We start from the raw sequence: 26,340 nt of genomic DNA, 5'->3' as shown, positions 1-26,340 counted from the left end.
GGTGCCCCACTCTATTTAAGTTATATGAAATGACCGCTAATTTTACCTGTTGATAAGTCAGATCACCAGCAATTGATCACAAATCCAGTGAATAAGATCCAAGTTATTCACAATAAATAGGGTGAAATTGGCTGGATCCACACACCTTGCCCCTACTTTACTCACACAACGATCCACTTATGCCCGGATCCTTACTAGTTATCCCCAAAACGAGAATGCGATCTGGTTATGGTTAATAACATCTGGTTATTTATTCTATTGAGCATTTTCCCAGTAACATCCAATCCCATAAATATAAGGAGTTACCAAATGAATAACTGGATTAAGGCTGCAATTGCGGCTATCGCACTCTCTGCTGCTACTGTTCAAGCTGCCACTGAAGTTAAAGTCGGCATGTCTGGTCGCTACTTCCCATTCACTTTCGTGAAACAGGACCAACTACAAGGTTTTGAAGTGGATTTATGGGATGAGATCGGTAAACGTAATGACTATAGCGTTGAATACGTGACAGCAAACTTCTCTGGTCTGTTCGGTCTTCTTGAAACAGGTCGAATCGATACGATTTCAAACCAAATTACAATCACGGATGCACGTAAAGCGAAATACCTATTCGCAGACCCTTACGTAGTAGACGGCGCACAAATTACCGTTCGTAAAGGTAATGACAGCATTCAAGGCATCGAAGACCTTGATGGTAAGACGGTTGCGGTAAACCTTGGCTCAAACTTTGAGCAACTGCTGCGCAGCTACGACAAAGATGGCAAAATCAATGTCAAAACCTACGATACTGGTATTGAGCATGATGTTGCGCTGGGTCGTGCCGATGCATTCGTTATGGATCGCCTATCAGCACTAGAGCTTATTAAGAAGACTGGTCTACCATTACAGCTAGCAGGACAACCATTCGAGACTATCGAGAATGCATGGCCTTTCGTAAACAACGATAACGGCAAAAAATTGCAAGCTGAAGTAAACCAAGCACTCGCAGCAATGCGTGAAGATGGTACGCTAGAGAGCATCTCTCAAAAATGGTTCGGTGCGGACATTACTAAGAAGTAATTACTCACTCAATGCATTCAGAGCCCACTGCTTATACAGCGGTGGGCTTTTTGCTTTTGTGTACTGATTAAAAAGCCTGATATAACAGTATTTCCAAACAATACTTCCAATAAAAATATGAGATAGATTATGGGATTTGACTTTAACTACATGCTAGGTCTGTTGCCAATACTGCTGAAGTATTTAGGCACCACTATGGAGATGGCAATCTGGGGCTTATTTTTCGCTCTGATTCTATCTTTGATACTGGCGAACATTCGTGTATTCAAAATCCCTGTACTCGACCAACTGAGCCAGCTGTATATTAGCTTCTTCAGAGGCACGCCACTGCTGGTGCAACTGTTCCTTCTATACTACGGGCTACCCCAGGTATTTCCGTGGATGGTTGGACTCGATGCGTTTGGCGCCGCGGTTATCGGCTTAACCTTACACTTTGCTGCCTACATGGCTGAAAGTATTCGTGCTGCCATTATCGGTATCGATCGTAGCCAAATGGAAGCCAGCCTCTCAGTTGGTATGACAACCAGCCAAGCCATGCGTCGAGTGATCTTGCCGCAGGCTACCCGTGTGGCACTGCCGTCTTTGATGAACTATTTCATCGACATGATTAAGTCGACTTCCCTTGCCTTCACCTTAGGGGTGGCTGAAATAATGGCTAAAGCTCAAATGGAAGCATCTTCAAGTTTCCGCTTCTTTGAGGCTTTCCTAGCGGTTGCGCTGATTTATTGGGGTGTGGTGGTTATCCTCACTCGCATTCAAATCTGGGCCGAAGTGAAACTGAATAAGGCGTATGTACGATGATCAAATTAGAAAATATCCACAAGCAGTTTGGTGACACCGAAGTTCTTAAAGGGATCGACCTAGAAATCAATCAAGGTGAGATAATTGTCATCATAGGTTCAAGTGGTACTGGTAAGTCTACATTGCTGCGCTGCGTTAATTTTCTCGAGCAAGCCGATCAAGGCAAGATTTCCATTGATGATATTAACGTCGATGTAAAAAAACACACCAAAGCCGAGGTACTGGCACTGCGCCGTAAGACCGGTTTTGTGTTCCAAAACTACGCGTTGTTTGCTCACCAAACGGCGAAGCAAAATATTGCCGAAGGTTTGATTACCGTTCGTGGTTGGAAAAAGCAGCAAGCTCATGAAAAAGCACAACAAATATTAGATGACATCGGTTTAGGTGACAGAGCTGATAGCTACCCAGCAGCGCTTTCTGGTGGGCAGCAGCAACGCGTTGGTATTGGCCGAGCTATGGCCCTTCAACCGGAGCTTTTATTGTTCGATGAGCCGACTTCAGCGCTCGATCCTGAGTGGGTTGGTGAAGTACTTAACCTAATGAAAAAATTGGCAAATCAGCATCAAACCATGCTGGTGGTCACCCATGAAATGCAATTTGCTAAAGAGGTTGCAGACCGAGTGATCTTCATGGCTGATGGCCATATTGTCGAACAGGGATCTCCACAGGATATTTTTGGTAATCCACAGGATCCTAAATTACAAAAATTCTTAAATAAGGTTGGGATCGACTAAGGATCCTTGTGATTTTAGTTATTCTACGTATAATCCCCCGACCGGAATTTTAGTTAACCCAATCATTGACACTTTTTGTGACAGTGATTACAATTCCGCCTCTTTGTTGAGAGGCGTCGGTTTTCCTTTCTTATATAAAGAAGAGAAAAAATGCCCACGCCGGGTTTAACAAAAACCTAAAACTACTGATCAGTAAGGTAATTACAATGAAACGCACTTTTCAACCTACAGTTCTAAAGCGTAAGCGTACACACGGTTTCCGTGCTCGCATGGCTACTAAGAACGGTCGCGCAACAATCAATGCACGTCGTGCAAAAGGCCGTAAGCGTCTTTCTAAGTAATCTTTGATTATTTTGAATAAGCTAGCCTTCGGTCGGGAGTTACGCTTGTTAACTCCCGAACATTATCAAAATGTCTTCAAGCAAGCTCATCGAGCCGGCTCCCCTCATTTCACCATTATTGCCCGAAATAACTCTCTTTCAAATCCTCGCCTTGGATTAGCCGTTCCGAAAAAGCAGATTAAAACCGCCGTGGGTCGTAACCGATTCAAGCGTCTTACTCGTGAAAGCTTTCGTAACACTCAACACAAACTTCCTAACAAAGATTTTGTTGTAATCGCTAAGAAGAGCGCGCAAGATTTAAGCAATGAAGAAATGTTCAAGCTACTCGACAAATTATGGCTTCGCCTGTCTCGCCCTTCGCGTGGATAGCGCTAATACCCATCTATTTTTATAGATGGTTTATTAGTCCACTCATCGGCCCACGCTGCCGATTTACTCCAACCTGCTCTTTATATGCGATAGAAGCGTTGAAAGCTCACGGTTTTGTAAAAGGGTGTTGGTTATCAGGCAAACGTCTATTAAAATGCCATCCTTTGAACGAAGGGGGCTTTGACCCCGTTCCACCGGTCCAAAAACAAGACAGAGATAAATAACGATGGATTCTCAACGTAATATCCTGTTAATCGCATTGGCATTGGTTTCTTTTCTACTGTTCCAACAATGGAACGTAGCTCAGAACCCAGAACCACAAGCGGTTGAGCAGGCACAATCTGGCAGCACCCTACCAGCGCCATCTTATGCAGATGATCTAGACCCGGCTCCTGGTCAAGTTTCTTCTTCTGCTAAAACTATCACAGTAACAACTGATGTACTGACTCTGTCAATTGATACGGTTGGTGGTGATGTCGTTAAAGCAAATCTAAATGATTACTCTGCTGAGTTTGATTCTGAAGATACGTTTGTTCTTCTTAAGAACGAACCAGGTCACCAATTTATCGCACAAAGCGGTCTAGTTGGCCCTCAAGGTATCGATTTAAGCAGCACTAACCGCCCTAGCTACACGGTTTCAGCAGACAGCTTCACGCTTGCTGATGGTCAGGATGAACTACGCATCCCGATGACTTACCAAGCGAACGGCCTTGATTACACGAAAACATTCGTCCTTAAGCGTGGCAGCTACGCAATGGATGTTGAATACGATGTAGTCAACAACTCTGGTAACAACGCGACATTCGGCATGTACGCTCACCTACGTCAGAACGTAATGGATGACGGCGGTAGCCTAACAATGCCAACTTACCGTGGTGGTGCTTACTCTACGGAAGACACGCGTTACAAAAAATACAGCTTCGACGACATGCAAGATCGCAACCTGTCTCTTAACCTAGCAAATGGTCAAGGTTGGGCAGCGATGATTCAGCACTACTTTGCAAGTGCATGGATCCCACGCGACGAAGCAGGCAGCAACCTTTACACTCGTGTAATCGGTAACCTTGGTGACATCGGTGTTCGCATGCCGAACAAAACCATCGCTACTGGCGACGAAGCAAGCTTTAAAGCAACGCTTTGGGTTGGTCCTAAACTTCAAGACCAAATGGCTGCTGTTGCACCTAACCTAGACCTAGTAGTTGACTACGGTTGGTTATGGTTCATTGCTAAACCACTTCATACTCTGCTTTCATTCATTCAAGGCATCGTTGTGAACTGGGGTCTGGCAATCATCTGTCTAACGTTTATCGTTCGTGGTGCTATGTACCCACTAACGAAAGCTCAGTACACGTCTATGGCGAAAATGCGTATGCTTCAGCCTAAGCTGACTGCAATGCGTGAGCGTATTGGCGACGACCGTCAACGCATGAGCCAAGAAATGATGGAGCTGTACAAGAAAGAGAAAGTAAACCCACTTGGTGGCTGTTTACCTATCATCTTGCAAATGCCGATCTTCATTTCGCTATACTGGGCACTAATGGAGTCTGTTGAACTACGTCACTCACCGTTCTTCGGTTGGATTACTGACCTTTCAGCACAAGACCCATACTACATCTTGCCACTTCTGATGGGTGCTTCAATGTTCCTAATCCAGAAGATGAGCCCGACAACTGTAACGGATCCAATGCAGCAGAAAATCATGACCTTTATGCCGGTTATGTTTACTTTCTTCTTCTTGTTCTTCCCTTCAGGTCTGGTTCTTTACTGGCTAGTATCGAATATCGTAACTCTGATTCAGCAAACGCTTATCTACCGCGCGCTGGAAAAGAAAGGCTTACACTCTAAGTAAGTTCGATAACAGCAAGAGATAAAAGAAAGGCGACCAAAAGGTCGCCTTTTTGTTTTGAGCTGATTACAATTCAGCTAATTGATTAATCGTGAACGCCCCCTTTGGCCTTCACATGCTAGCAGGCACAACTATGACTACAGATACGATTGTTGCTCAAGCGACTGCGCCAGGGCGTGGTGGCGTAGGTATTATCCGCGTTTCAGGCCCACAAGCCGCTCAAGTCGCTCTAGAAGTAACAGGCAAAGTACTAAAACCGCGCTATGCCGAGTACCTGCCTTTTAAATCTCACAATGGCACTGAACTCGACCAAGGTATTGCACTTTATTTCCCTAACCCACATTCGTTCACTGGCGAAGATGTGTTAGAGCTGCAAGGCCACGGTGGTCCTGTGGTTATGGACATGCTGATCAAACGTATCCTATCCATCTCAGGTGTACGTGCCGCGCGTCCTGGTGAATTCTCTGAGCGTGCATTCTTGAACGACAAGATGGACTTAACGCAAGCTGAAGCGATTGCTGACCTGATTGACGCAAGCTCAGAAGAAGCGGCGAAATCAGCACTACAATCCCTGCAAGGTGAATTCTCTAAACGCATTAATACGCTGGTAGATTCTCTGATTTACTTAAGAATCTACGTTGAAGCCGCAATTGATTTCCCAGAAGAAGAAATTGATTTTCTGGCTGACGGTAAAGTAAGTACTGACTTACAAGCTATCATTGATAACCTAGAAGCTGTGCGCCAAGAAGCCAATCAAGGCTCAATCATGCGTGAAGGCATGAAAGTCGTGATTGCAGGTCGCCCAAATGCGGGTAAATCAAGCCTATTGAATGCGCTGTCGGGTAAAGAGTCTGCCATTGTGACCGATATTGCGGGAACGACACGTGATGTACTGCGTGAACATATCCATATTGACGGCATGCCACTGCACATTATTGATACCGCAGGCCTGCGTGACGCCTCCGATGAAGTAGAAAAAATCGGTATTGAACGCGCTTGGGAAGAAATTGCACAAGCAGATCGCGTATTATTTATGGTGGATGGCACGACAACAACGGCAACTGACCCTAAAGAAATTTGGCCTGATTTCGTTGATCGTCTACCCAATAACATAGGTATGACCGTGATCCGCAATAAAGCGGATCAAACCAGTGAAGAGCTCGGGATCTGCCATGTTAATGATCCTACTCTCATCCGCCTATCTGCAAAAACAGGTGAAGGTGTCGATGCCCTACGTAGCCATCTTAAAGAGTGCATGGGCTTTGCTGGTGGCAACGAAGGTGGTTTTATGGCACGTCGTCGCCACTTAGATGCCCTAGAACGCGCGTCAGAACACCTTGATATTGGGCAACAACAACTTGAAGGCTACATGGCCGGAGAGATATTAGCGGAAGAACTCCGAATCACCCAACAGCACCTCAATGAGATCACTGGCGAGTTCAGTTCAGATGATTTATTGGGTCGTATATTTTCTTCATTCTGTATCGGTAAATAACCATAAAGGCTGGCTTACGCTGGCCTTTTCTTTTGTAAGGACAGCTTAATGATCCACATTATTACTGGCAGCACCTTAGGTGGCGCTGAATACGTTGGCGATCACCTTAACGATCTTCTAGAGGCCCAAGGGCACGAGATCGAACTTCATAATCAACCTGAATACGACAATATTCCGCAGCAAGGTACTTGGTTATTGGTGACATCGACGCATGGTGCGGGTGAGTTTCCTGATAATATCCAACCTTTGATCAAGTCATTGAATCAAGAATCTCCCGATTTAAGCGCAATTCGCTTTGCTGTGGTTGCTCTTGGTGACTCAAGCTACGACACCTTCTGTTCTGCAGGTCAGTCTGCTTATTCGCTTCTAGAAAAGCTTGGTGCTCAGCCCATTTCAGCGTGTTTTACCATTGATGTTCTTGAAACACCGGTTCCTGAGGATGCTGCAGAGGATTGGTTTAACGATCATAGTGACCACTTTTAACACCTCAATCTTCTAAAAAGCGGCTTATGCCGCTTTTTTTGTCTCTGAATATCGTGATTGTGAATAACTTTTTTGAAAATAAATCCAAATACATGTCATTTTTTTCAATTTTCTCTGTGGATAAGATCATACATATACGGTGATTAACCTATAGTTATCCAAATAACAACTTTCTAGGTAATTCCCTCTTGTGTATAAGTAGCCATTTTGATCCCAGCTAATCCTCATCATGATCAAAGTTAGATCACACCCTTTGATCCAAAAAAGATCCATGATCTTGTTGATCATTTTTGGCTTATCCACAGATACCCTCGATCCTAATAATAGATCTAATAAAAGATCTCTTTAAAGATCTTATCTATATTAATTAAAAACAGCTTTCTCGAAAAATTCCAAAAACGTTTTCTCAAGCTATGAAAACAGGTAGAATATCGCTCCTTTTTATCAATCTAGAAACGTTTGAGTACCTGAGGTCGGTTCATGCTTTATCACGAAAAATTTGACGTCATCGTTGTTGGTGGTGGCCATGCAGGAACGGAAGCCGCACTCGCATCTGCACGTACTGGTCAAAGTACGTTATTACTAACTCATAATATCGATACGTTGGGACAGATGTCTTGCAACCCAGCCATTGGCGGGATCGGTAAGGGCCACTTGGTAAAAGAGGTCGATGCTATGGGTGGATTAATGGCGCAAGCTATTGATCATGCAGGTATTCAGTTCAGAACATTAAACGCATCAAAAGGCCCTGCGGTACGTGCAACTCGTGCACAAGCTGACCGCGCACTTTACAAAGCCTTTGTCCGTAATGTTCTTGAAAACACACCGAACCTAACTTTGTTCCAACAGTCGGTTGATGACTTGATCGTTGAACAAGATCAAGTGGTGGGTGTGGTTACGCAAATGGGCCTTAAATTCCGCGCTAACGCTGTGGTCTTAACGGTAGGCACATTCCTAGGCGGTAAGATCCATATTGGTATGGAAAGTTCATCTGGTGGACGTGCGGGTGATCCACCATCGATCGCGCTTGCTGACCGTCTTCGTGATCTTCCATTTCGTGTTGATCGCCTAAAAACGGGCACACCTCCTCGCATCGATGCACGCAGCGTTGATTTTTCTGAGCTTGAGGTTCAACACGGCGATAACCCGACTCCGGTTTTCTCATTCATGGGTAACCGAGCTCAGCAGCCGCGTCAGATTCCATGTTACATCACGCATACTAACGAAAATACGCATGACGTTATTCGTGCCAATCTCGATCGCAGCCCGATGTACGCTGGTGTGATTGAAGGTATTGGCCCTCGTTACTGTCCGTCGATCGAAGACAAAGTGATGCGCTTTGCTGATAAAAACAGTCATCAGATTTTCATTGAGCCTGAAGGCCTAACGACACATGAGTTATACCCGAATGGTATTTCAACCAGTTTGCCGTTTGATGTTCAGGTAAAAATCGTTCACTCAATGAAAGGTTTTGAGAACGCACACATCGTTCGTCCTGGCTACGCGATTGAGTACGATTTCTTTGACCCTCGCGATCTTAAACTGACTTACGAGACCAAGTTTATTAAGGGGCTGTTCTTTGCTGGGCAAATCAATGGCACCACTGGCTACGAAGAAGCTGCAGCACAAGGCTTAATGGCCGGTTTGAATGCGAGTTTGTTTACGCAAGGCAAAGAGGGCTGGAGCCCACGCCGCGATCAAGCTTACATGGGTGTACTTATCGATGACTTGTCGACAATGGGTACCAAAGAACCGTACCGCATGTTTACATCTCGTGCCGAATACCGCTTGTTGCTACGTGAAGACAACGCCGATATCCGTTTGACTGAAAAGTCACGTGAACTTGGCTTGGTCGACGATGCTCGTTGGACGCGATTCAACGAGAAGATGGAAAATATGGAGAAAGAACGTCAACGTCTTAAAGAAACATGGATTAATCCAAAATCTGAAGATATTGATCAATTGAACCAGATCCTTAAAACACCAATGTCTCGTGAAGCGAGTGGTGAAGATCTTCTTCGTCGTCCTGAAATGACTTATTCACAATTAACATCGTTGGATCGTTTTGGTCCTGCATTGGAAGATCAACAAGCTTCTGAGCAAGTTGAGATTCAAGTTAAGTACGATGGCTATATCCAGCGTCAACAAGATGAAATTGAAAAATCATTGCGTCATGAAAACACCAAACTGCCGGCTGACATCGATTACAGCAAGGTAAAAGGGCTTTCTAACGAAGTGGTTCTAAAACTAACGACCGCTAAACCTGACTCGATCGGTATTGCATCGCGTATCTCTGGTATTACGCCTGCTGCAATCTCGATTTTGTTGGTTTATCTGAAAAAGCACGGCCTATTGAAAAAAGGTGAGGAAGCATAATGAGCGCATTACGCGAAAAACTGGATCACCTGATTGGCCAGACTGAACTTGAAGTATCGGAAAAACAACGTAGCCAATTAGTGGGCTACGTTGAGTTACTCAATAAATGGAACAAGGCCTATAATTTAACGTCTGTTCGTGACCCGCAAGAAATGATGGTGAAACATATCTTAGATAGCATCATTGTTAGCACTCACTTACAAGGCAAGCGCTTTATTGATGTAGGTACAGGTCCTGGCCTTCCTGGGATTCCGCTCTCAATCATGAACCCTGACTGCGAATTTTACTTGCTCGATAGCCTAGGCAAGCGTATTCGTTTTATTAAACAAGTGATTCATGAATTGGGCATCGACAACGTTGTTCCAGTACAAAGCCGTGTTGAAGAATTTCAACCAGAAGAAAAGTTTGATGCAGTGCTCAGTCGTGCGTTTGCTTCAATGACAGACATGGTAGAGTGGTGTCACCATTTACCTAAAGAGCAATCCGGTGTATTTTTGGCTCTTAAGGGACAACATCCTAGAGACGAAATCGACCTGTTACCTGAATGGTGTTCAGTGACAGACATCAAAGCTTTGCAAGTGCCAGAGCTTGATGGAGAGCGTCATTTAGTTACTTTATCGCGTCAGGGATAATCAGCGAGGCCATAGTGGGTAGAATTGTAGCAATTGCCAACCAAAAAGGTGGCGTAGGAAAAACAACAACTTGTGTTAACTTAGCAGCATCAATGGCGGCAACTAAACGCAAGATATTGGTTGTTGACCTCGACCCTCAAGGTAATGCCACTATGGCGAGTGGTGTCGACAAATATCAGGTTGAAGCAACTGCTTACGATTTGCTGGTTGAAGACTGCCCATTCGATGAGGTAGTTTGCCGAAGTACATCTGGTAATTACGACCTCATTGCCGCAAACAGTGACGTTACGGCAGCAGAAATCAAGCTGATGGAAGTATTTGCTCGCGAAGTTCGTCTAAAGAATGCGCTGGCATCCATTCGCAGTAACTATGATTTCATCTTTATTGATTGCCCACCGTCATTAAATCTTCTTACAATCAACGCGATGGCTGCGGCTGATTCCGTTTTGGTTCCTATGCAATGTGAATACTTTGCTCTAGAAGGTTTGACTGCATTGATGGATACCATCAGTAAGCTTGCAGCTGTAGTAAACGAAGATCTGAAGATCGAAGGTCTTCTGCGTACAATGTATGATCCTCGTAACCGCTTATCGAATGAAGTCTCTGATCAACTCAAAAAACACTTCGGTAATAAAGTCTACCGAACTGTGATCCCTCGTAATGTGCGTCTGGCAGAAGCGCCAAGTCATGGCAAGCCAGCAATGTACTACGACAAATATTCCGCAGGTGCTAAAGCATATCTTGCTCTTGCAGGCGAAATGTTGCGTCGTGAAGAAGTCCCAGTATAAGTCTAACCAAAGGAATTCGCTCAATGTCTAAGCGTGGTTTAGGAAAAGGGCTAGATGCATTGCTTGCAACTAGCTCGTTGGCTCGTGAAAAACAACAAGTTGCTTCTCATAGCCAGGCTTTGTCTGCTGATGGAGAACTGATTGAGATTGCTGTTGGTTGCTTAAAGCCAGGTGTATATCAACCGCGTAAGGATATTGCGCCAGAAGCGCTAGAAGAGTTGGCTGCTTCAATCCAATCTCAAGGTATTATTCAGCCGATTGTTGTGCGCCATTTAACGCAGGACCAGTTTGAGATCATCGCTGGTGAACGTCGTTGGAGAGCCGCGCGTCAAGCCGGTCTTAAGCAGGTTCCTTGTCTGGTTAAGAAAGTCGCAGACAAGGCCGCCATTGCTATGGCGTTAATTGAGAATATTCAGCGTGAAGACCTGAATGTGATCGAGGAAGCGCAGGCTTTAGAACGTTTACAAAACGAATTTGAACTGACGCACCAGAAGGTGGCTGATGTGATAGGTAAATCTCGCGCAACCGTGAGTAACCTACTGCGTCTAAATCAATTGGCTGAGCCGGTAAAGGCGTTAGTCGTGTCAAAGCAGCTTGAGATGGGCCATGCTCGTGCATTATTAGCACTTGAAGGCGATGTTCAGGTAGAAGCGGCTAACACCGCGGCAAGCAAACAAATGACCGTGCGTCAAACTGAGCAACTTGTCAAAAAGTGCTTAAAACCAGAGGTTGAGTCTGAATCGAAGCCCGAGGACAAAGAAGCCATCGAACTTTCACGAAGACTTACGGAAAAATTGCAAGCAAACGTTTCAGTTACTCGTTCTGTTAGCGGTAAGTCAAAAGTGACAATTACTCTTGATGAGCCTCACAAATTAGAGCAACTTATTGCTAAACTAGAGTACTAAATGAGATAATTGATTTAGGTCAATTATGTAATAAACAAGTAATTGCGTACAAAAGTTGTCGGTTTGTATGCAAAAATGTAAATGATTGCTGCATTGTGATTGCAATCAATTTGGCTGAACGTATAATTTTCGCCAATTTCTCAGCACGCTTTTAAGCGAGTGGTAAAGTGGGCTTTAAGAGGAACGAATACATGGTAGCGGCGTTAGCAAGACCAGGACGAGTGCTTGCAAAGCAAATGTTATTGATCGAGCTTAGCGCGGTTATATTAGTGGCGATAGGGTTAGGTTTAGCTGTTAATCCTGATTGGGGTTTTGCTGCATTAATCGGTGGCGGTATTTTTGTCATCGCGAATGTAGTTTTTTGTGTGTGTGCTTTCCTATTTTGTGGAGCTCGCGCAACTAAGTTAGTTGCGGCGTCGTTCTATGCCGGTGAAGTGCTCAAAATCTTAATCACAGTTTTACTATTCTCTATTGTCTACATGTATATGCAGGTGGAATTAATTCCCCTCAAACTGACCTATTTACTGGTTCTAGGTATTAATATCTTTGCGCCAGTGCTTTTCATTAACAATAAAAAATAGGATGAGTTATGGCTGCGCCAACAGCATCCGGATACATTGAACACCATTTACAAAACCTTTCTTTAGCTAAGTTTGGTCTTGTAGAGGAAACAAGTTTCTGGAACGTACATATAGACAGTCTGTTTTTTTCTGTGCTGACAGGGGTGTTATTCCTTTGGGTTTTTCGCTCAGTCGCTAAGAAAGCAACAGTAGGTGTACCTGGTAAGCTTCAGTGTTTTGTTGAAATGGTAGTGGAATTCGTTGGCGACAACGTTAAAGAAACTTTCCATGGCCGCAATCCTCTGGTAGCTCCATTAGCACTGACTATATTCTGCTGGATTATCATAATGAATTTGATGGACTTAGTGCCTATCGATTTCTTACCGTATCCTGCAGAGCATTGGCTAGGTATCCCTTACTTGAAAGTGGTTCCTACAGCTGATGTAAATATAACAATGGCAATGGCTTTAGGTGTTTTTGCTCTGATGATCTACTACAGCATCAAAGTGAAAGGCTTGGGCGGATTTGCTAAAGAATTGGCACTGCATCCATTTAATCACCCAATCATGATTCCATTTAACTTGGTACTTGAGGTAATTTCGTTATTAGCGAAGCCACTATCTCTAGGTATGCGTTTATTTGGTAATATGTTTGCGGGTGAGGTGGTGTTTATTCTTATCGCGGCAATGCTACCGTGGTACTTACAATGGGTAGGTGCACTACCTTGGGCTATCTTCCATATCTTGGTTATTTTGATTCAAGCGTTTGTTTTCATGATGTTGACAATCGTTTACCTATCAATGGCCCATGAAGATAGTGATCACTAAAAAAATTTTTAAGCTTTATTCTAACTATTAATGTTAATCGGAGAACGTAAATGGAAACTGTACTAAGTTTTTCAGCAATCGCTGTTGCTATCATTGTTGGTCTTTGTGCCGTAGGTACTGCAATTGGTTTTGCTATTCTTGGTGGTAAATTCCTAGAAGGCGCTGCGCGTCAACCTGAAATGGCTCCAATGCTACAAGTTAAGATGTTCATCATCGCTGGTCTACTGGATGCTGTTCCAATGATCGGTATCGTAATCGCACTACTATTCACGTTTGCTAACCCATTTGTAAGTCAGCTAGCAGGCTAATTAACTCTCAATAGTTAATTAAATTTTTGTAGTTGATTCTTAACGAGGAGTAGCTGTTGTGAATATGAACGCAACTCTGTTAGGTCAAGCAATTGCTTTTTCGCTGTTTGTTTGGTTCTGCATGAAATATGTATGGCCACCAATTATGCAAGCAATTGAAGAACGTCAGAAAAAAATTGCTGACGGTCTTGTAGCCGCTGAACGCGCTGCTAAAGACTTGAACCTGGCACAAGCCAACGCTTCTGAGCAAATGAAGGAAGCGAAGCGCACTGCAACTGAGGTTATTGATCAGGCAAACAAACGTAAAGCTCAAATTATTGATGAAGCACGCGAAGAGGCTCAGGCAGAACGCCAGAAGATCTTAACGCAAGCTGAAGCTGAAATTGAAGCTGAACGCACACGTGCCCGTGATGACCTGCGCAAACAAGTCGCAACTCTGGCTATAGCTGGTGCTGAGAAAATCCTTGAGCGTACTATCGATAAAGATGTACACAATGATCTTCTTAACAACATTACTGCAAAACTTTAAAGCAAGGGGCTGTATATGTCTGATTTGACTACAATCGCACGCCCCTATGCTAAAGCAGCGTTTGACTTTGCGGTAGATAAAGGTGAGCTAGACCAATGGGGTCAAATGCTTACTTTTGCTGCCGAAGTGGCACAAAATGATGATGTTCATAATTTATTAAGCAGTTCTATGACTGCCGAAAAGTTAGCTGAAGTATTCATTGTAATTTGTGGCGAACAATTTGATGAATTCGGCCAGAACTTAATTAAAGTGATGGCAGAGAATGGTCGTTTAATGGCCTTTCCTGATGTTTGCAAACAGTTCTTATTGCTTAAACAAGAGCATGAGAAAGAAATCGACGTTGAAGTCACTTCAGCGGTTGAGCTTTCTGAAGAACAACGTTCAAGCATCATCAGCAAATTGGAACTGCGCCTAGCGCGCAAAGTTCAGCTGAATTGCAGTATAGATGAGACTCTACTTAGTGGAGTTATTATTCGAGCCGGAGACCTAGTCATCGATAACTCAGCGCGCAGTCGTTTAGACCGCCTGAGCGATGCATTGCAGTCTTAATGGGGATTGGAGCATGCAACTTAATTCCACTGAAATTAGCGATCTAATTAAACAACGTATTGAATCTTTCGACGTTGTTAGTGAAGCTCGCAATGAAGGTACTATCGTTTCTGTAAGCGATGGCATCCTTAGCATCCACGGCCTAGCGGACGTGATGCAAGGTGAAATGATCGAACTACCGGGTGGCCGTTACGCGCTAGCACTAAACTTGAACCGTGATTCGGTTGGTGCTGTTGTAATGGGCCCGTATGCTGACCTACAGGAAGGCATGAAAGTTACAGGTACTGGTCGTATTCTTGAAGTACCAGTAGGTCCTGAAATGCTTGGTCGTGTTGTAAACACGCTAGGTGAGCCAATTGATGGTAAAGGTCCTATCGAAGCGAAATTAACTTCGCCTGTAGAAATTATCGCACCAGGTGTAATCGACCGTAAATCGGTAGATCAACCTGTTCAAACTGGTTACAAGTCAGTTGACTCAATGATCCCTATCGGTCGTGGTCAACGTGAACTAGTAATCGGTGACCGTCAGACTGGTAAAACAGCAATGGCGATCGATGCGATTATCAACCAGAAAGACTCTGGTATTTTCTCTATCTACGTAGCTATCGGCCAAAAAGCGTCGACTATTGCTAACGTAGTTCGCAAATTAGAAGAGCACGGCGCACTGGCTAACACTGTTGTTGTTGTTGCATCGGCTTCTGAATCTGCAGCGCTGCAATACCTTGCACCGTATGCCGGTTGTGCGATGGGTGAATACTTCCGTGATCGCGGTGAAGATGCACTGATTGTTTATGATGATCTATCTAAGCAAGCGGTAGCTTACCGTCAAATTTCACTACTACTTAAGCGTCCACCTGGCCGTGAAGCGTTCCCTGGTGATGTTTTCTACCTTCACTCTCGTCTACTAGAGCGTGCTGCTCGTGTAAGCGAAGCATACGTAGAAAAGTTCACTAACGGTGAAGTGACAGGCAAGACTGGTTCTTTAACTGCTCTACCTATCATCGAAACACAAGCTGGTGACGTATCTGCATTCGTACCAACGAACGTAATCTCGATTACTGATGGTCAGATCTTCCTACAAACTGAACTATTCAACGCGGGCGTACGTCCAGCTGTTGACCCTGGTATCTCAGTTTCTCGTGTAGGTGGTTCGGCGCAGACTAAAATCATCAAGAAGCTATCTGGCGGTATCCGTACTGCTCTAGCTCAATACCGTGAACTTGCAGCATTTGCACAGTTCTCATCGGATCTTGATGAAGCGACCAAAAAGCAACTAGATCACGGTCAAAAAGTTACAGAACTGATGAAGCAGAAACAATATGCTCCTATGTCTGTATTTGACCAAGCTCTAGTAATCTTCGCTGCAGAGCGTGGATACCTTCAAGACGTAGAACTTTCTAAAGTTCTAGATTTTGAAGCTGCTTTACTGTCGTTTGCTCGTGGTCAATACGCTGATCTAGCAACACAGATCGACGCAACGGGTGCTTTCAACAAAGAAATCGAAGCTGAGCTGAAGAAGCTTGTTGACGATTTCAAGGCAACCCAGACCTGGTAATTGGTAGGTGGTCTTAGGGCCACCTCATACCATTAACGGAGAGTAACGATGGCCGGCGCAAAAGAGATACGTAATAAAATCGGTAGTGTTAAAAGCACACAGAAGATTACGAAAGCAATGGAAATGGTAGCAGCTTCAAAAATGCGTCGTTCTCAAGACGCAATGGAAGCTACTCGTCCATATGCAGAAACAATGCGTAAAGTGATCGGTCATTTGGCTAATGGTAGCCTCGAGTATAAGCATCCTTATCTTGAGGAACGTGAAGCCAAACGTGTTGGTTACATCATCGTTTCTACAGACCGTGGTCTTTGTGGTGGTTTGAACATTAACTTGTTCAAGAAAGCTATGAACGACATGAAAGATTGGTCTGAGAAAGGTGCTGATGTAGAGCTTGCAATTGTAGGTTCTAAAGCAACAGCATTTTTCAATAACAGCGGCGCGAAAGTAGCAGCTCAAGTTTCTGGTCTGGGCGATCGTCCAAGCCTTGAAGACTTGATTGGCTCTGTAAGCGTTATGCTGAAGAAATATGATGAAGGTGAATTGGATCGCCTGTTCGTAGTGTTTAACAGATTTGAAAACACTATGGTTCAAGAACCAACGATCGATCAATTACTTCCTTTGCCTAAATCAGACAGCGAAGACATGAAACGCGATCATGCTTGGGACTACATTTATGAGCCTGAGCCAAAACCATTACTAGATGCACTATTAGTTCGATACGTCGAATCTCAAGTGTATCAAGGTGTGGTAGAGAATCTTGCTTGTGAGCAAGCGGCTCGAATGATTGCAATGAAATCAGCAACAGATAACGCTGGTGACATTATTGATGACTTAGAACTTGTGTATAACAAAGCCCGTCAATCGGCAATTACACAAGAACTTTCTGAGATCGTTTCAGGCGCAGCTGCGGTTTAAGCTTAGGTAAAACTAAATAGTTAGAGGATTAACGATGGCTACAGGTAAGATCGTACAGATCATTGGTGCGGTAGTCGACGTAGAGTTCCCACAGGGCGAAGTACCTCGTGTATACGATGCTCTGAATGTTAATGAAGTGAAAGAGCGTCTAGTTCTTGAAGTTCAGCAACAACTTGGCGGTGGCGTAGTACGCGCAATCGTAATGGGTAGCTCTGATGGTTTACGTCGTGGTTTGACAGTTGAAAATACTGGCGCTCCAATCTCGGTACCAGTAGGTACTAAGACACTTGGTCGTATCATGAACGTCCTAGGTGACGCAATTGATGAGTGTGGTGAAATCGGTGCTGAAGAGCATTACGCAATTCACCGTGAAGCTCCAAGCTACGAAGAGCAGTCTAATGAGACTTCTCTTCTAGAAACTGGTGTTAAAGTAATCGACTTGATTTGTCCATTCGCTAAGGGTGGTAAAATCGGTCTATTCGGTGGTGCTGGTGTAGGTAAGACCGTTAACATGATGGAACTTATCAACAACATCGCACTTCAACACTCAGGCCTATCTGTATTTGCAGGTGTAGGTGAGCGTACTCGTGAAGGTAACGATTTCTACTTTGAGATGCAGGAAGCAGGTGTTGTAAACATCGAAAAACCTGAAGAATCAAAAGTAGCGATGGTTTACGGTCAGATGAACGAGCCACCAGGTAACCGTCTACGTGTTGCACTGACTGGTCTAACAATGGCTGAACGCTTCCGTGACGAAGGTCGTGACGTTCTACTGTTCGTTGATAACATCTACCGTTACACGCTAGCAGGTACTGAAGTATCAGCACTTCTAGGTCGTATGCCTTCTGCGGTAGGTTACCAACCTACACTAGCTGAAGAAATGGGTGTTCTACAAGAGCGTATCACGTCAACTAAAGCTGGTTCTATCACGTCTGTACAGGCGGTATACGTACCTGCGGATGACTTGACTGACCCGTCTCCAGCAACAACGTTCGCTCACTTAGATGCAACGGTAGTACTTAACCGTAATATCGCATCTATGGGTCTATACCCAGCGATCGACCCGCTAGATTCTACTTCACGTCAACTGGATCCATTGGTAGTTGGACAAGAACACTACGACATCGCTCGTGGCGTTCAGTCTACACTTCAGCGCTATAAAGAGCTGAAAGATATCATTGCTATCCTAGGTATGGATGAGCTATCTGAAGAAGATAAGCAAGTCGTATCTCGTGCTCGTAAGATTGAGAAGTTCCTAACTCAGCCTTACCACGTAGCGGAAGTATTTACAGGTGACCCAGGTGTCTACGTACCTCTTAAAGAGACTCTACGTGGCTTCCAAGGTCTTCTATCTGGTGAATACGATGACATTCCAGAGCAAGCGTTCATGTACTGTGGTGCAATTGACGAAGCTATTGAGAATGCTAAGAAGCTATAAGGCTAACTAGGAGGCGATATGGCAGCAATAACCTTTCACCTAGACGTTGTAAGTGCAGAGAAACAACTTTTCTCTGGTCTTGTTGAAACGTTTCAGGTGACCGGTAGTGAGGGTGAGCTTGGTATTTTCCATGGTCACACTCCACTGCTGACCGCTATCAAGCCTGGTATGGTGCGTATTGTTAAGCAGCACGGCCACGAAGAAATCATTTATGTTTCTGGTGGTATGGTAGAAGTTCAACCTGGTACAGCGACTGTACTGGCTGATACGGCTATCCGTGGTGAAGAACTAGACGCAGCAAAGGCGGAAGAAGCTAAACGCAAGGCTGTGGAGAATATCCAAAATCAGCATGGCGACATAGACTTCGCACAAGCGGCCGGTGAACTGGCTAAAGCCATTGCTCAGTTACGAGTTATCGAACTGACAAAACAGCGTCGCTAATCTTTTATAAGATTATGGACTCTGAGATAAAGGCGGCCTAAGGGTCGCCTTTTTGCATTTTTGGATTCTTAAAAATGCTCCTTTTACATATCAATACCGGTTAAATGGTTATTGCGATTTAATTTTTTGACCAAAAACGGTTACAATATCGGCTTAATAAAAAATAATGTTGGATAGGTTTACAATGAAGTTTAGCGCGGTAATTCTCGCAGCGGGCAAAGGCACTCGCATGTATTCAAACACACCGAAGGTTCTGCATACTCTTGCGGGTAAGCCGATGGTGAAGCATGTTATTGATACCTGTAACGGGTTAGGCGCTCAAAACATTCACTTGGTCTACGGCCATGGTGGTGAGCAGATGAAGTCTACGCTAGCGAGCGAGGCGGTTAACTGGGCACTGCAAGCTGAACAGTTAGGTACTGGCCACGCGGTCGATCAGGCTTCAGCACATTTCGCTGATGATGAAAAAGTACTTGTGCTATACGGTGATGTTCCGCTTATTTCACCAGAAACTATTGAAAACCTATTAGACGCTCAACCAAATGGTGGTATCGCACTACTTACTGTCGTTCTAGATAACCCTATGGGTTACGGTCGTATCATTCGTCGCAACGGTCCTGTCGTCGCAATCGTTGAGCAGAAAGATGCAACCGATGAGCAGAAGCTTATCAAAGAGATCAACACCGGCGTTATGGTCGCAACAGGTGGTGATCTTAAGCGTTGGTTATCAGGTCTAAGCAATGACAATGCACAAGGTGAATACTACCTGACTGACGTTATTGCAGCCGCTCACGATGAAGGCCGTGCCGTTGAAGCGGTTCACCCTGTAAACCCAATTGAAGTTGAAGGCGTTAACGATCGCTCTCAACTGGCTCGTCTAGAGCGCGCTTACCAATCTGAGCAAGCAGACAAGTTATTAAAGCAAGGCGTAATGCTGCGCGACCCAAGCCGCTTTGACCTACGTGGTGAGCTTCAATGTGGTATGGATGTTGAAATTGATACCAATGTAATCATTGAAGGCAGTGTAAGCATTGGTGATAACGTGGTTATCGGCACTGGTTGTGTGTTGAAAGACTGTGAGATTGATGACAACACTATCGTTCGCCCATACAGCGTAATCGAAGGTGCGACAATTGGTGAAGATTGCACGGTTGGTCCTTTCACTCGCTTACGTCCTGGTGCAGACATGCGTAACAACTCGCATGTAGGTAACTTCGTTGAAGTGAAGAACACCCGTCTTGGTGAGGGCTCTAAAGCCAACCACCTGACTTACCTTGGCGATGCAGAAATTGGTCAGCGCGTCAATGTAGGTGCCGGTGCTATCACTTGTAACTACGATGGTGCGAACAAGTTTAAGACCATCATTGGCGATGACGTATTTGTTGGTTCAGATAGCCAACTCATCGCTCCAGTTACGATCGGTAACGGTGCTACGGTTGGTGCTGGTTCTACGGTAACGCGTGATGTTTCTGAAAACGAACTCGTTATTAGCCGAGCAAAAGAACGCAAGATTGCTGATTGGAAACGCCCAACTAAGAAGTAACTTCAGACGTTTGAAGTCTTATTCTGATAAAAGCCAGTAACGATTGTTACTGGCTTTTTTGTCATCCTTTACTGACAAAAAAATAATCTATTTCCCAATTGTATTTTGTTGTAGCCTTGTTAGTATTCGGTCTGTAGTTCTGTAAAATGGAAGTGAACACACTGTGAGACTCGTCGATAAGAAATGGCAGACCCTGCCAATCGTTATTTTATCTTTTTCAATGCTGGTGGGCCTATATGGCTTTTACATCACCTTGGAAAAGTTAGTGGTAGAAAACGAACGCAACCATTTAGTGTCGTTGATGTCTGATGTCGTTTATGAGATCCGTGAAGACAGCAGTTTGTTTACGGATGGTGTCGATGCTGATGACTATATTGGCAACCTTACGCAAGCCAGCACACGATTAAGAATTCAGATTATTAATCCTGATGGCGTGGTGATTGGTGATACTGACCTGTCTGATCATGCACTGGCAAGCGTTGAAAATCACAGTGACCGCCCTGAATTTCAACAAGCTCTGAAGACCGGACTTGGTAGTGACGTGCGTTTTAGTACCGTCACCTCTGTCGACCGAATCTATTACTCCTACAAAGAATCTATCAACGATAGCTGTTTCGTTATCGTGATCTCTTCACCGATGCATCAACTTAAGCAGATGAACTTCCAGCTAATGGGTATTCTGATCGGGATGGTTGTATTGAGCTTGAGCTTTTTGATTGGCACTTCGTATGTGAGTAACCGTCAGATAGTGCACAAGGTCGAAGAAGAGCAGAAGAAGCAGGATGAGCGCATTCGCCAAAGAACCCATGAGATTGAGTTGATGCACCGTTTGGCCAATATGCTTGCGGCATGTAACAACATGGTGGAAGCTCAGCAGATCGTCTCAGATATCTTGCCGCGAATTCTTGGTAAGGTGAACGGCAGTGTTTCTTTGATGCGTGCATCGCGTAACCAACTGATCACTCAGCTCGACTGGGGAGAAGCATGGCCGGGTAGCGCAAGCTTTGCGCCAGAAGAATGTTGGTCATTACGTAAAGGTCGTGCGCACCAATCGAATGATGATTTCCATTCGTTGACTTGTGGACACATGCACGAGATGGATAACAACCAAACGCTTTGTATTCCGCTGACTGCACACGGTAATACCATCGGTATTATGCACCTTTACTTCGGGGTAGGCGATATCAAGATTGACCCAATTACCGAGCAACTGGCTTTCAGTGTTTCAGAGCACTTAGGTTTAGCATTGGCTAACTTGAGCTTACAAGAGAAGCTTCGCTCACAAGCATTAAGCGATCCGTTAACAGGCCTGTTTAACCGTCGTTTCTTCGAGCAAAAGCTGGAAGAACATTCGATGAACTCCGCCACCAGCGAGCAGCCGTTATCATTGCTGATGCTCGATTTGGATCACTTTAAACGTTTCAATGACAACTTTGGCCATGATGCGGGTGATTTCGTATTGAAAGAGATCAGCGCACTACTCAAACAGAGTGTGAGTGAAGATGAGATCGCATGCCGATTGGGTGGTGAGGAGTTAGCGATACTGCTTCCGCATTACTCGATGGGACAAGCTACGGAGTTTGGTCAGACATTATGTGATGCGGTGCGCTCTATGCATCTTGAGCACAAAGGACTTTCATTAGGGCAGTTGGGCGTATCTATCGGTGTTGCCACCTATCCTAAGCCAGCGTCTGATACTGAATCTTTGGTTAAGATGGCAGACAATGCACTCTACATGGCCAAAGATATGGGGCGCAGCCGAGTGGTTAACTATGACGAATACAGTCGCCACAAAGCACCAGTATTGGAAGCCGTTGAAGTGTAATAGAAGCGGTCTCTAAGTAACTGTAGATATAAAAAAGAGCGAGTAATATCGCTCTTTTTTGTTTTCTTAAGCTAGAAGCTAGAAGCTAGTCTTGCTTGTCTTCTGCTACTACGCGAGAGTTATCTGGCGCAACAAAGTGCTCAGACAGTTCTTTGTTCGAAACGATGTAACCAATCCACAAAGTACCTAAACAAATCACCACAGCAATCCCCGTAGCGCTCAGTGCTTGGCTTGCCATTGCGGCAACGAGTGCGCTTGATAGGCTACTAATACTGATCTGAAGGCTGTTCTGTAGGCCAGCAGCCGTTGCTGGGCTCTGTTTTGCGCTTGATAGGGCACGGTTTACTACGATTGGGTAAAGTGCGCCGTTTGCTACTGCAATCAGACAGAACGGTGCCAGTAGAGGCCAAATTGACGTCAGTTCCCATTGTGATGCGATGAAAATCAGTAACGCAGCAACACTGAACAAACCAATCAGGTTTCGTAATACGATGCCATCACCGTATTTTTTCACTGCTTGCTTACCGAAGTAACCACCCGCCATAAATGCGATTGTCTGTGGAATGAAGCTCAGACCAATGTCTTTTGCTTCATAACCTAGTTGAGCCATGATCTCTGGCATACCCGTTAGGTAAGCGAAGAACGCTGCTGACGCCGATGCAAACATCAACACATTGCCCATGTATGGCTTAGACTTAAGTAGCGTCTTAATATCAGTTTTGATCGATGTTTGTTTTACTTCCGGCGCTTCTTTTGGTTGAGCCATTGTCGTTGCGATCAACAATGCGCCCATTAGCGTCAATGTAATAAAGATACTGTGCCAACCAAAACTGTCTGCTAGCAATACACCCAGTTGAGGTGCTAATGCTGGAGATAGCGCAACTAGAGGCATGATAGTCGCAAAAATTTGCTGGCTACTGCTCTGAGAGTAACGCTTGATAACCATTGCTTGCCAAATTACCGCAGGCGCACATACACCGATCGCTTGAATGAAGCGCAGTGTCAGTAGGTGCCAAACTTCGGTACTGAATGCTAAGCCAAATGAAGCGGCGGTGAATATCACTAGACCGACTGCCAGCGTATTGCGGTGACCATATTTGTCACTTGCTAGCCCCCAAAGAAGCTGACCCAGTGCCATACCGCCAAGGAATACGGTTAGAGACAAGGCAATCTGCTCTGGACCGGTTGCAAAGTCGACTTCCATTGCTTTAAATGCTGGAAGGTACATATCAGTCGCGATGAAACCAAGCATTGAAAGTACTGCAAGGTAGACCAATTGAAATTTAGAAATATTCATAAGATGCCATTAAACTAAAGGTAGTGATGTTTTTATCATCAAAAAAATTGTTAGGTAATCAGGAGTGAAAGTCCCTATTTATTTGTGCTGACATTCTATTTTTCAGAGCTGATAAAATAAAACGCTAAAATATGTAGTTATCAATCAAAAAATTTGAAGGCTTATGTTCTCTAAATCCTCGTTAGAAATGCTTGATACCGTTGCTCGCTTGGGCAGCTTTACTGCGGCTGCTGAACAATTGCACAAAGTGCCATCGGCGATCAGCTATGGGGTTAGGCAGGTGGAGCAAGAGCTTGATGTTTTACTTTTCAGACGCTTACCAAGAAAAGTAGAGCTGACGCCCGCTGGGGAGTTGTTTATTGAAGAGGCTCGTCAACTACTGAGACAAATGGAAGAACTCAGTGCGCAAACTCGCCGAGCCGCGCGTGGTTGGAAGAAAACCCTACGTCTAACCCTTGATAACGTGGTTAAGCTCGACAAGATGAAACCAATGATTGAAGAGTTTTATCAAACCTTTGAGTTCGCTGAGTTACAGATCAACATGGAAGTGTTCAATGGTTCTTGGGAAGCCATTGCACAGGGTAGGGCGGATGTCGTGATTGGCGCCACTTCGGCGATTCCGGTTGGCGGTGACTTTGAAGTAAAGGATATGGGGCGGTTAGATTGGGCATTTGTCATGTCACCCAGTCACCCTTGTGTGCGAGAGCAAAACCTCAATGAAGCCTTTGTCAGTCAATATCCAGCGATCTGTTTGGATGATACCTCTAGTGTGCTGCCTAAGCGTCACACAGGGCATTACTCTAATCAAAGACGTCTATTGTTACCTAACTGGTATAGCGCCATAGAGTGTCTTAAAAATGGTGTTGGGGTGGGTTACATGCCAAGGCATATTGCCGCACCTATTATCGAACAAGGTTTGCTGGTGGAAAAAATATTGCCCGAGCCAAGCCCTCAGAGTCATTGCTGCTTAGTGTGGCGCAAAGATGACAACCATAAGTTGATCGAGTGGATGGTTAAGTATTTAGGATCGAGTGAACAGCTTCACCAAGATTGGTTGGATCATCGCAAGGCGATCTAATGATCTCTTTGTAAGAAGATCCTTTTAAAGCTTGATCTGAACCTGCATCAATAAAAAGAGCGAGTAAATACTCGCTCTTTTGGGTTCGGTCGTTAACTCTTAAGACAAGAAGAACTTGTAGGAAGGGTTATCGGTTTCATCTTTACACTGATAGCCAAGCTCTCGTAGGTGTGTCGAGAACTGAGCCAAATCATCATCACCGAGTTCGAAGCCACACAATACACGACCGTAGTCGGCACCGTGGTTACGATAGTTGAACAGGCTGATATTCCAGTGGGTACCTAAGGTATCAAGGAATTTAATCAATGCACCTGGATACTCTGGAAACTCAAAGCTGTATAGGCGCTCTTTCAGAGGTTTCGATGGTTTTCCGCCAATCATGTAACGAATGTGCAGTTTTGCCATCTCATCATCAGAGAGATCAACAACCGGGTAGCCACCCTCACGTAGGTCATTGATGATGTGTTCGAGTTCTTCTTGGCCACCTTGTAGACGTACACCAACGAAGATATTCGCTAGACTTTCGTCATTGTGGCGGTAATTAAACTCAGTCACCGCACGACCACCAATAATATTACAGAACTCTAAGAATGCCCCTTGTCGCTCTGGAATCGTAACCGCAAGCAAGCCTTCTCGCTTCTCACCTAACTCACAACGCTCAGATACATAACGTAGACCGTGGAAGTTGGTGTTAGCACCAGACAGTACCGTCGCCAATTGCTTATCTTGCAGTTTGTTTTGTTCAGCAAACTTCTTAAGGCCAGCCAGAGCAAGTGCTCCCGAAGGTTCAGCAATCGCACGAGTGTCTTCGAAGATGTCTTTCACTGCAGAGCAGATCTCATCGCTAGAAACCGCAACATGACCATCGATGTACTGCTGGCAAAGACGGAAGGTCTCTTCGCCAATACGTTTAACCGCAACGCCATCAGCAAACATGCTGACCTGATCCAGTACCACGGGTTCACCCGCATCAAGTGCTGCCTTCAAGCAAGAAGAGTCTTCAGGCTCTACCGCAATCACCTTAATCTCTGGCATCAGTTGTTTAACGAGTACAGCAACACCAGCGGCTAGCCCACCGCCACCAACCGGCACAAAGATATAATCCATGTGACCATTCTGCTGAAGCATTTCCATACCCATAGTGCCTTGTCCTGCAATCACGAGTGGGTGATCGAAAGGAGGCACAAAGGTGAAGCCGTGTTCAGCAGATAGGCGTTCAGCTTCCGCTTTCGCTTCATCGAAGTTACTGCCGTGCAGAACCACTTTGCCGCCAAACCCGCGTACCGCATCGACCTTGATATCCGGAGTCGTTTTTGGCATCACGATCGTGGTTTGAATACCCAGCTTAGAGCCAGATAGCGCCATACCTTGAGCGTGGTTTCCTGCTGATGCTGCGATAACACCTGCGGCTTTCTGTTGTTCAGAAAGACTTGAAACCATGTTGTAGGCACCGCGCAGCTTGAACGAGTGTACCGGCTGACGGTCTTCTCGTTTTAGCTGAACCTGATTACCGATACGAGCGCTTAGACGTGGCATATCTTGCAGAGGTGTCACAATCGCTGCTTCGTAAACCGGTGCTCTCAGGATCTGGCGCAGATAATCTGCGCCACTTTGTTTTTTGGGACTGGAGGTGTAGTCACTCATAG

The 26,340-nt window shown here is 44.9% G+C and carries 27 protein-coding genes; 25 read left to right on the top strand and 2 right to left on the bottom strand.

Annotation, left to right across the window (positions count from 1 at the left end; all coding sequences use genetic code 11):
- Positions 1 to 309 precede the first annotated feature (309 nt).
- The 24 genes from IHV80_RS16470 (at position 310) to IHV80_RS16355 (ending at position 22,319) form a co-directional block, all read left to right on the top strand.
- The gene (locus IHV80_RS16470; RefSeq protein WP_065104230.1) at positions 310 to 1,059 is read left to right on the top strand and encodes an amino acid ABC transporter substrate-binding protein; all 750 of its coding nucleotides are present in this window, start codon (positions 310 to 312) and stop codon (positions 1,057 to 1,059) included.
- A 129-nt stretch (positions 1,060 to 1,188) separates the two neighbouring features.
- Complete coding sequence (locus IHV80_RS16465; protein WP_004735796.1) at positions 1,189 to 1,860, top strand: amino acid ABC transporter permease; 672 nt, start codon at positions 1,189 to 1,191, stop codon at positions 1,858 to 1,860.
- Positions 1,857 to 2,594: an amino acid ABC transporter ATP-binding protein gene (locus IHV80_RS16460; protein WP_017111750.1), complete on the top strand. Its 738-nt coding sequence runs from the start codon at positions 1,857 to 1,859 to the stop codon at positions 2,592 to 2,594. Before IHV80_RS16465 ends, IHV80_RS16460 begins: the two co-directional genes overlap by 4 nt.
- A gap of 206 nt (positions 2,595 to 2,800) precedes the next feature.
- Positions 2,801 to 2,935, top strand: coding sequence for a 50S ribosomal protein L34 (gene rpmH, locus IHV80_RS16455; protein ID WP_004735800.1), 135 nt, complete (start codon positions 2,801 to 2,803; stop codon positions 2,933 to 2,935).
- 45 nt (positions 2,936 to 2,980) lie between these two features.
- A complete protein-coding gene (rnpA, locus tag IHV80_RS16450) occupies positions 2,981 to 3,304 on the top strand; it encodes a ribonuclease P protein component (protein ID WP_017055478.1) in 324 nt (107 codons plus the stop codon).
- A complete protein-coding gene (gene yidD / locus IHV80_RS16445) occupies positions 3,271 to 3,528 on the top strand; it encodes a membrane protein insertion efficiency factor YidD (protein WP_004735802.1) in 258 nt (85 codons plus the stop codon). The genes rnpA and yidD overlap by 34 nt, the downstream gene beginning before the upstream one ends.
- A gap of 2 nt (positions 3,529 to 3,530) precedes the next feature.
- The gene (gene yidC / locus IHV80_RS16440; RefSeq protein WP_192889662.1) at positions 3,531 to 5,153 is read left to right on the top strand and encodes a membrane protein insertase YidC; all 1,623 of its coding nucleotides are present in this window, start codon (positions 3,531 to 3,533) and stop codon (positions 5,151 to 5,153) included.
- Between the two features lie 130 nt (positions 5,154 to 5,283).
- Positions 5,284 to 6,645, top strand: coding sequence for a tRNA uridine-5-carboxymethylaminomethyl(34) synthesis GTPase MnmE (gene mnmE / locus IHV80_RS16435; RefSeq protein ID WP_029223656.1), 1,362 nt, complete (start codon positions 5,284 to 5,286; stop codon positions 6,643 to 6,645).
- A 48-nt stretch (positions 6,646 to 6,693) separates the two neighbouring features.
- On the top strand, positions 6,694 to 7,128 hold the full coding sequence (gene mioC / locus IHV80_RS16430) for an FMN-binding protein MioC (RefSeq protein WP_192889661.1): 435 nt from the start codon (positions 6,694 to 6,696) through the stop codon (positions 7,126 to 7,128).
- Positions 7,129 to 7,608: 480 nt separating this feature from the next.
- A complete protein-coding gene (mnmG, locus tag IHV80_RS16425) occupies positions 7,609 to 9,504 on the top strand; it encodes a tRNA uridine-5-carboxymethylaminomethyl(34) synthesis enzyme MnmG (protein ID WP_012605106.1) in 1,896 nt (631 codons plus the stop codon).
- Entirely contained in the window at positions 9,504 to 10,136 is a 633-nt protein-coding gene (gene rsmG / locus IHV80_RS16420) for a 16S rRNA (guanine(527)-N(7))-methyltransferase RsmG (protein WP_102296559.1), read from the top strand. The genes mnmG and rsmG overlap by 1 nt, the downstream gene beginning before the upstream one ends.
- A 14-nt stretch (positions 10,137 to 10,150) precedes the next feature.
- Positions 10,151 to 10,924: a ParA family protein gene (locus tag IHV80_RS16415; RefSeq protein WP_192889660.1), complete on the top strand. Its 774-nt coding sequence runs from the start codon at positions 10,151 to 10,153 to the stop codon at positions 10,922 to 10,924.
- Between the two features lie 23 nt (positions 10,925 to 10,947).
- Entirely contained in the window at positions 10,948 to 11,829 is an 882-nt protein-coding gene (locus tag IHV80_RS16410; protein ID WP_017111745.1) for a ParB/RepB/Spo0J family partition protein, read from the top strand.
- A gap of 191 nt (positions 11,830 to 12,020) precedes the next feature.
- A complete protein-coding gene (locus IHV80_RS16405) occupies positions 12,021 to 12,410 on the top strand; it encodes a F0F1 ATP synthase subunit I (RefSeq protein WP_004735732.1) in 390 nt (129 codons plus the stop codon).
- 8 nt (positions 12,411 to 12,418) lie between these two features.
- The gene (atpB, locus tag IHV80_RS16400) at positions 12,419 to 13,216 is read left to right on the top strand and encodes a F0F1 ATP synthase subunit A (RefSeq protein ID WP_004735733.1); all 798 of its coding nucleotides are present in this window, start codon (positions 12,419 to 12,421) and stop codon (positions 13,214 to 13,216) included.
- Between the two features lie 50 nt (positions 13,217 to 13,266).
- Entirely contained in the window at positions 13,267 to 13,524 is a 258-nt protein-coding gene (gene atpE, locus IHV80_RS16395; protein WP_004735734.1) for a F0F1 ATP synthase subunit C, read from the top strand.
- Positions 13,525 to 13,582: 58 nt separating this feature from the next.
- On the top strand, positions 13,583 to 14,053 hold the full coding sequence (gene atpF, locus IHV80_RS16390) for a F0F1 ATP synthase subunit B (protein ID WP_017077303.1): 471 nt from the start codon (positions 13,583 to 13,585) through the stop codon (positions 14,051 to 14,053).
- Positions 14,054 to 14,068: 15 nt separating this feature from the next.
- Positions 14,069 to 14,602 (top strand): F0F1 ATP synthase subunit delta, encoded by a 534-nt coding sequence (gene atpH / locus IHV80_RS16385; RefSeq protein ID WP_017107529.1) that lies wholly within the window; start codon positions 14,069 to 14,071, stop codon positions 14,600 to 14,602.
- A 13-nt stretch (positions 14,603 to 14,615) separates the two neighbouring features.
- Positions 14,616 to 16,157 (top strand): F0F1 ATP synthase subunit alpha, encoded by a 1,542-nt coding sequence (atpA, locus tag IHV80_RS16380; RefSeq protein ID WP_004735737.1) that lies wholly within the window; start codon positions 14,616 to 14,618, stop codon positions 16,155 to 16,157.
- 48 nt (positions 16,158 to 16,205) lie between these two features.
- Positions 16,206 to 17,072 carry a F0F1 ATP synthase subunit gamma gene (gene atpG / locus IHV80_RS16375; RefSeq protein ID WP_017107530.1) on the top strand — a complete coding sequence of 289 codons (867 nt, stop codon included), beginning with the start codon at positions 16,206 to 16,208 and terminating at the stop codon, positions 17,070 to 17,072.
- Between the two features lie 34 nt (positions 17,073 to 17,106).
- Complete coding sequence (gene atpD, locus IHV80_RS16370) at positions 17,107 to 18,510, top strand: F0F1 ATP synthase subunit beta (protein ID WP_017107531.1); 1,404 nt, start codon at positions 17,107 to 17,109, stop codon at positions 18,508 to 18,510.
- A gap of 18 nt (positions 18,511 to 18,528) precedes the next feature.
- Entirely contained in the window at positions 18,529 to 18,951 is a 423-nt protein-coding gene (locus IHV80_RS16365) for a F0F1 ATP synthase subunit epsilon (RefSeq protein ID WP_017107532.1), read from the top strand.
- A 184-nt stretch (positions 18,952 to 19,135) separates the two neighbouring features.
- Positions 19,136 to 20,494, top strand: a complete 1,359-nt coding sequence (gene glmU / locus IHV80_RS16360; protein ID WP_192889659.1) for a bifunctional UDP-N-acetylglucosamine diphosphorylase/glucosamine-1-phosphate N-acetyltransferase GlmU — start codon at positions 19,136 to 19,138, stop codon at positions 20,492 to 20,494.
- A 220-nt stretch (positions 20,495 to 20,714) separates the two neighbouring features.
- On the top strand, positions 20,715 to 22,319 hold the full coding sequence (locus IHV80_RS16355; protein WP_192890784.1) for a diguanylate cyclase: 1,605 nt from the start codon (positions 20,715 to 20,717) through the stop codon (positions 22,317 to 22,319).
- Positions 22,320 to 22,404: 85 nt separating this feature from the next.
- On the opposite strand, the gene punC is transcribed toward IHV80_RS16355, so the two are convergent.
- Positions 22,405 to 23,616, bottom strand: coding sequence for a purine nucleoside transporter PunC (gene punC, locus IHV80_RS16350; RefSeq protein WP_076669272.1), 1,212 nt, complete (start codon positions 23,614 to 23,616; stop codon positions 22,405 to 22,407).
- 163 nt (positions 23,617 to 23,779) lie between these two features.
- Here punC and punR point away from each other — a divergent pair, with 163 nt between their 5' ends.
- Positions 23,780 to 24,694, top strand: a complete 915-nt coding sequence (gene punR / locus IHV80_RS16345) for a DNA-binding transcriptional activator PunR (RefSeq protein WP_192889658.1) — start codon at positions 23,780 to 23,782, stop codon at positions 24,692 to 24,694.
- Positions 24,695 to 24,793: 99 nt separating this feature from the next.
- On the opposite strand, the gene ilvA is transcribed toward punR, so the two are convergent.
- On the bottom strand, positions 24,794 to 26,338 hold the full coding sequence (gene ilvA, locus IHV80_RS16340) for a threonine ammonia-lyase, biosynthetic (protein WP_192889657.1): 1,545 nt from the start codon (positions 26,336 to 26,338) through the stop codon (positions 24,794 to 24,796).
- Positions 26,339 to 26,340: the final 2 nt, after the last annotated feature.

The sequence above is a fragment of the Vibrio bathopelagicus genome, assembly GCF_014879975.1.
GTDB classification, from domain to species: domain Bacteria; phylum Pseudomonadota; class Gammaproteobacteria; order Enterobacterales; family Vibrionaceae; genus Vibrio; species Vibrio bathopelagicus.
This window is presented reverse-complemented; position numbering and strand designations above follow the sequence as displayed.

Excerpts from the sequence above, each read along its gene's own strand:
- IHV80_RS16470 (WP_065104230.1), top strand. The coding sequence starts at position 310 with ATGAATAACTGGATTAAGGCTGCAATTGCGGCTATCGCACTCTCTGCT.
- IHV80_RS16465 (WP_004735796.1), top strand. The coding sequence starts at position 1,189 with ATGGGATTTGACTTTAACTACATGCTAGGTCTGTTGCCAATACTGCTG.
- IHV80_RS16460 (WP_017111750.1), top strand. The coding sequence starts at position 1,857 with ATGATCAAATTAGAAAATATCCACAAGCAGTTTGGTGACACCGAAGTT.
- rpmH (WP_004735800.1), top strand. The coding sequence starts at position 2,801 with ATGAAACGCACTTTTCAACCTACAGTTCTAAAGCGTAAGCGTACACAC.
- yidD (WP_004735802.1), top strand. The coding sequence starts at position 3,271 with ATGGCTTCGCCTGTCTCGCCCTTCGCGTGGATAGCGCTAATACCCATC.
- yidC (WP_192889662.1), top strand. The coding sequence starts at position 3,531 with ATGGATTCTCAACGTAATATCCTGTTAATCGCATTGGCATTGGTTTCT.
- mnmE (WP_029223656.1), top strand. The coding sequence starts at position 5,284 with ATGACTACAGATACGATTGTTGCTCAAGCGACTGCGCCAGGGCGTGGT.
- mioC (WP_192889661.1), top strand. The coding sequence starts at position 6,694 with ATGATCCACATTATTACTGGCAGCACCTTAGGTGGCGCTGAATACGTT.
- mnmG (WP_012605106.1), top strand. The coding sequence starts at position 7,609 with ATGCTTTATCACGAAAAATTTGACGTCATCGTTGTTGGTGGTGGCCAT.
- rsmG (WP_102296559.1), top strand. The coding sequence starts at position 9,504 with ATGAGCGCATTACGCGAAAAACTGGATCACCTGATTGGCCAGACTGAA.
- IHV80_RS16410 (WP_017111745.1), top strand. The coding sequence starts at position 10,948 with ATGTCTAAGCGTGGTTTAGGAAAAGGGCTAGATGCATTGCTTGCAACT.
- IHV80_RS16405 (WP_004735732.1), top strand. The coding sequence starts at position 12,021 with ATGGTAGCGGCGTTAGCAAGACCAGGACGAGTGCTTGCAAAGCAAATG.
- atpB (WP_004735733.1), top strand. The coding sequence starts at position 12,419 with ATGGCTGCGCCAACAGCATCCGGATACATTGAACACCATTTACAAAAC.
- atpE (WP_004735734.1), top strand. The coding sequence starts at position 13,267 with ATGGAAACTGTACTAAGTTTTTCAGCAATCGCTGTTGCTATCATTGTT.
- atpH (WP_017107529.1), top strand. The coding sequence starts at position 14,069 with ATGTCTGATTTGACTACAATCGCACGCCCCTATGCTAAAGCAGCGTTT.
- atpA (WP_004735737.1), top strand. The coding sequence starts at position 14,616 with ATGCAACTTAATTCCACTGAAATTAGCGATCTAATTAAACAACGTATT.
- atpG (WP_017107530.1), top strand. The coding sequence starts at position 16,206 with ATGGCCGGCGCAAAAGAGATACGTAATAAAATCGGTAGTGTTAAAAGC.
- atpD (WP_017107531.1), top strand. The coding sequence starts at position 17,107 with ATGGCTACAGGTAAGATCGTACAGATCATTGGTGCGGTAGTCGACGTA.
- IHV80_RS16365 (WP_017107532.1), top strand. The coding sequence starts at position 18,529 with ATGGCAGCAATAACCTTTCACCTAGACGTTGTAAGTGCAGAGAAACAA.
- glmU (WP_192889659.1), top strand. The coding sequence starts at position 19,136 with ATGAAGTTTAGCGCGGTAATTCTCGCAGCGGGCAAAGGCACTCGCATG.
- IHV80_RS16355 (WP_192890784.1), top strand. The coding sequence starts at position 20,715 with ATGCTGGTGGGCCTATATGGCTTTTACATCACCTTGGAAAAGTTAGTG.
- punC (WP_076669272.1), bottom strand. The coding sequence starts at position 23,616 with ATGAATATTTCTAAATTTCAATTGGTCTACCTTGCAGTACTTTCAATG.
- punR (WP_192889658.1), top strand. The coding sequence starts at position 23,780 with ATGTTCTCTAAATCCTCGTTAGAAATGCTTGATACCGTTGCTCGCTTG.
- ilvA (WP_192889657.1), bottom strand. The coding sequence starts at position 26,338 with ATGAGTGACTACACCTCCAGTCCCAAAAAACAAAGTGGCGCAGATTAT.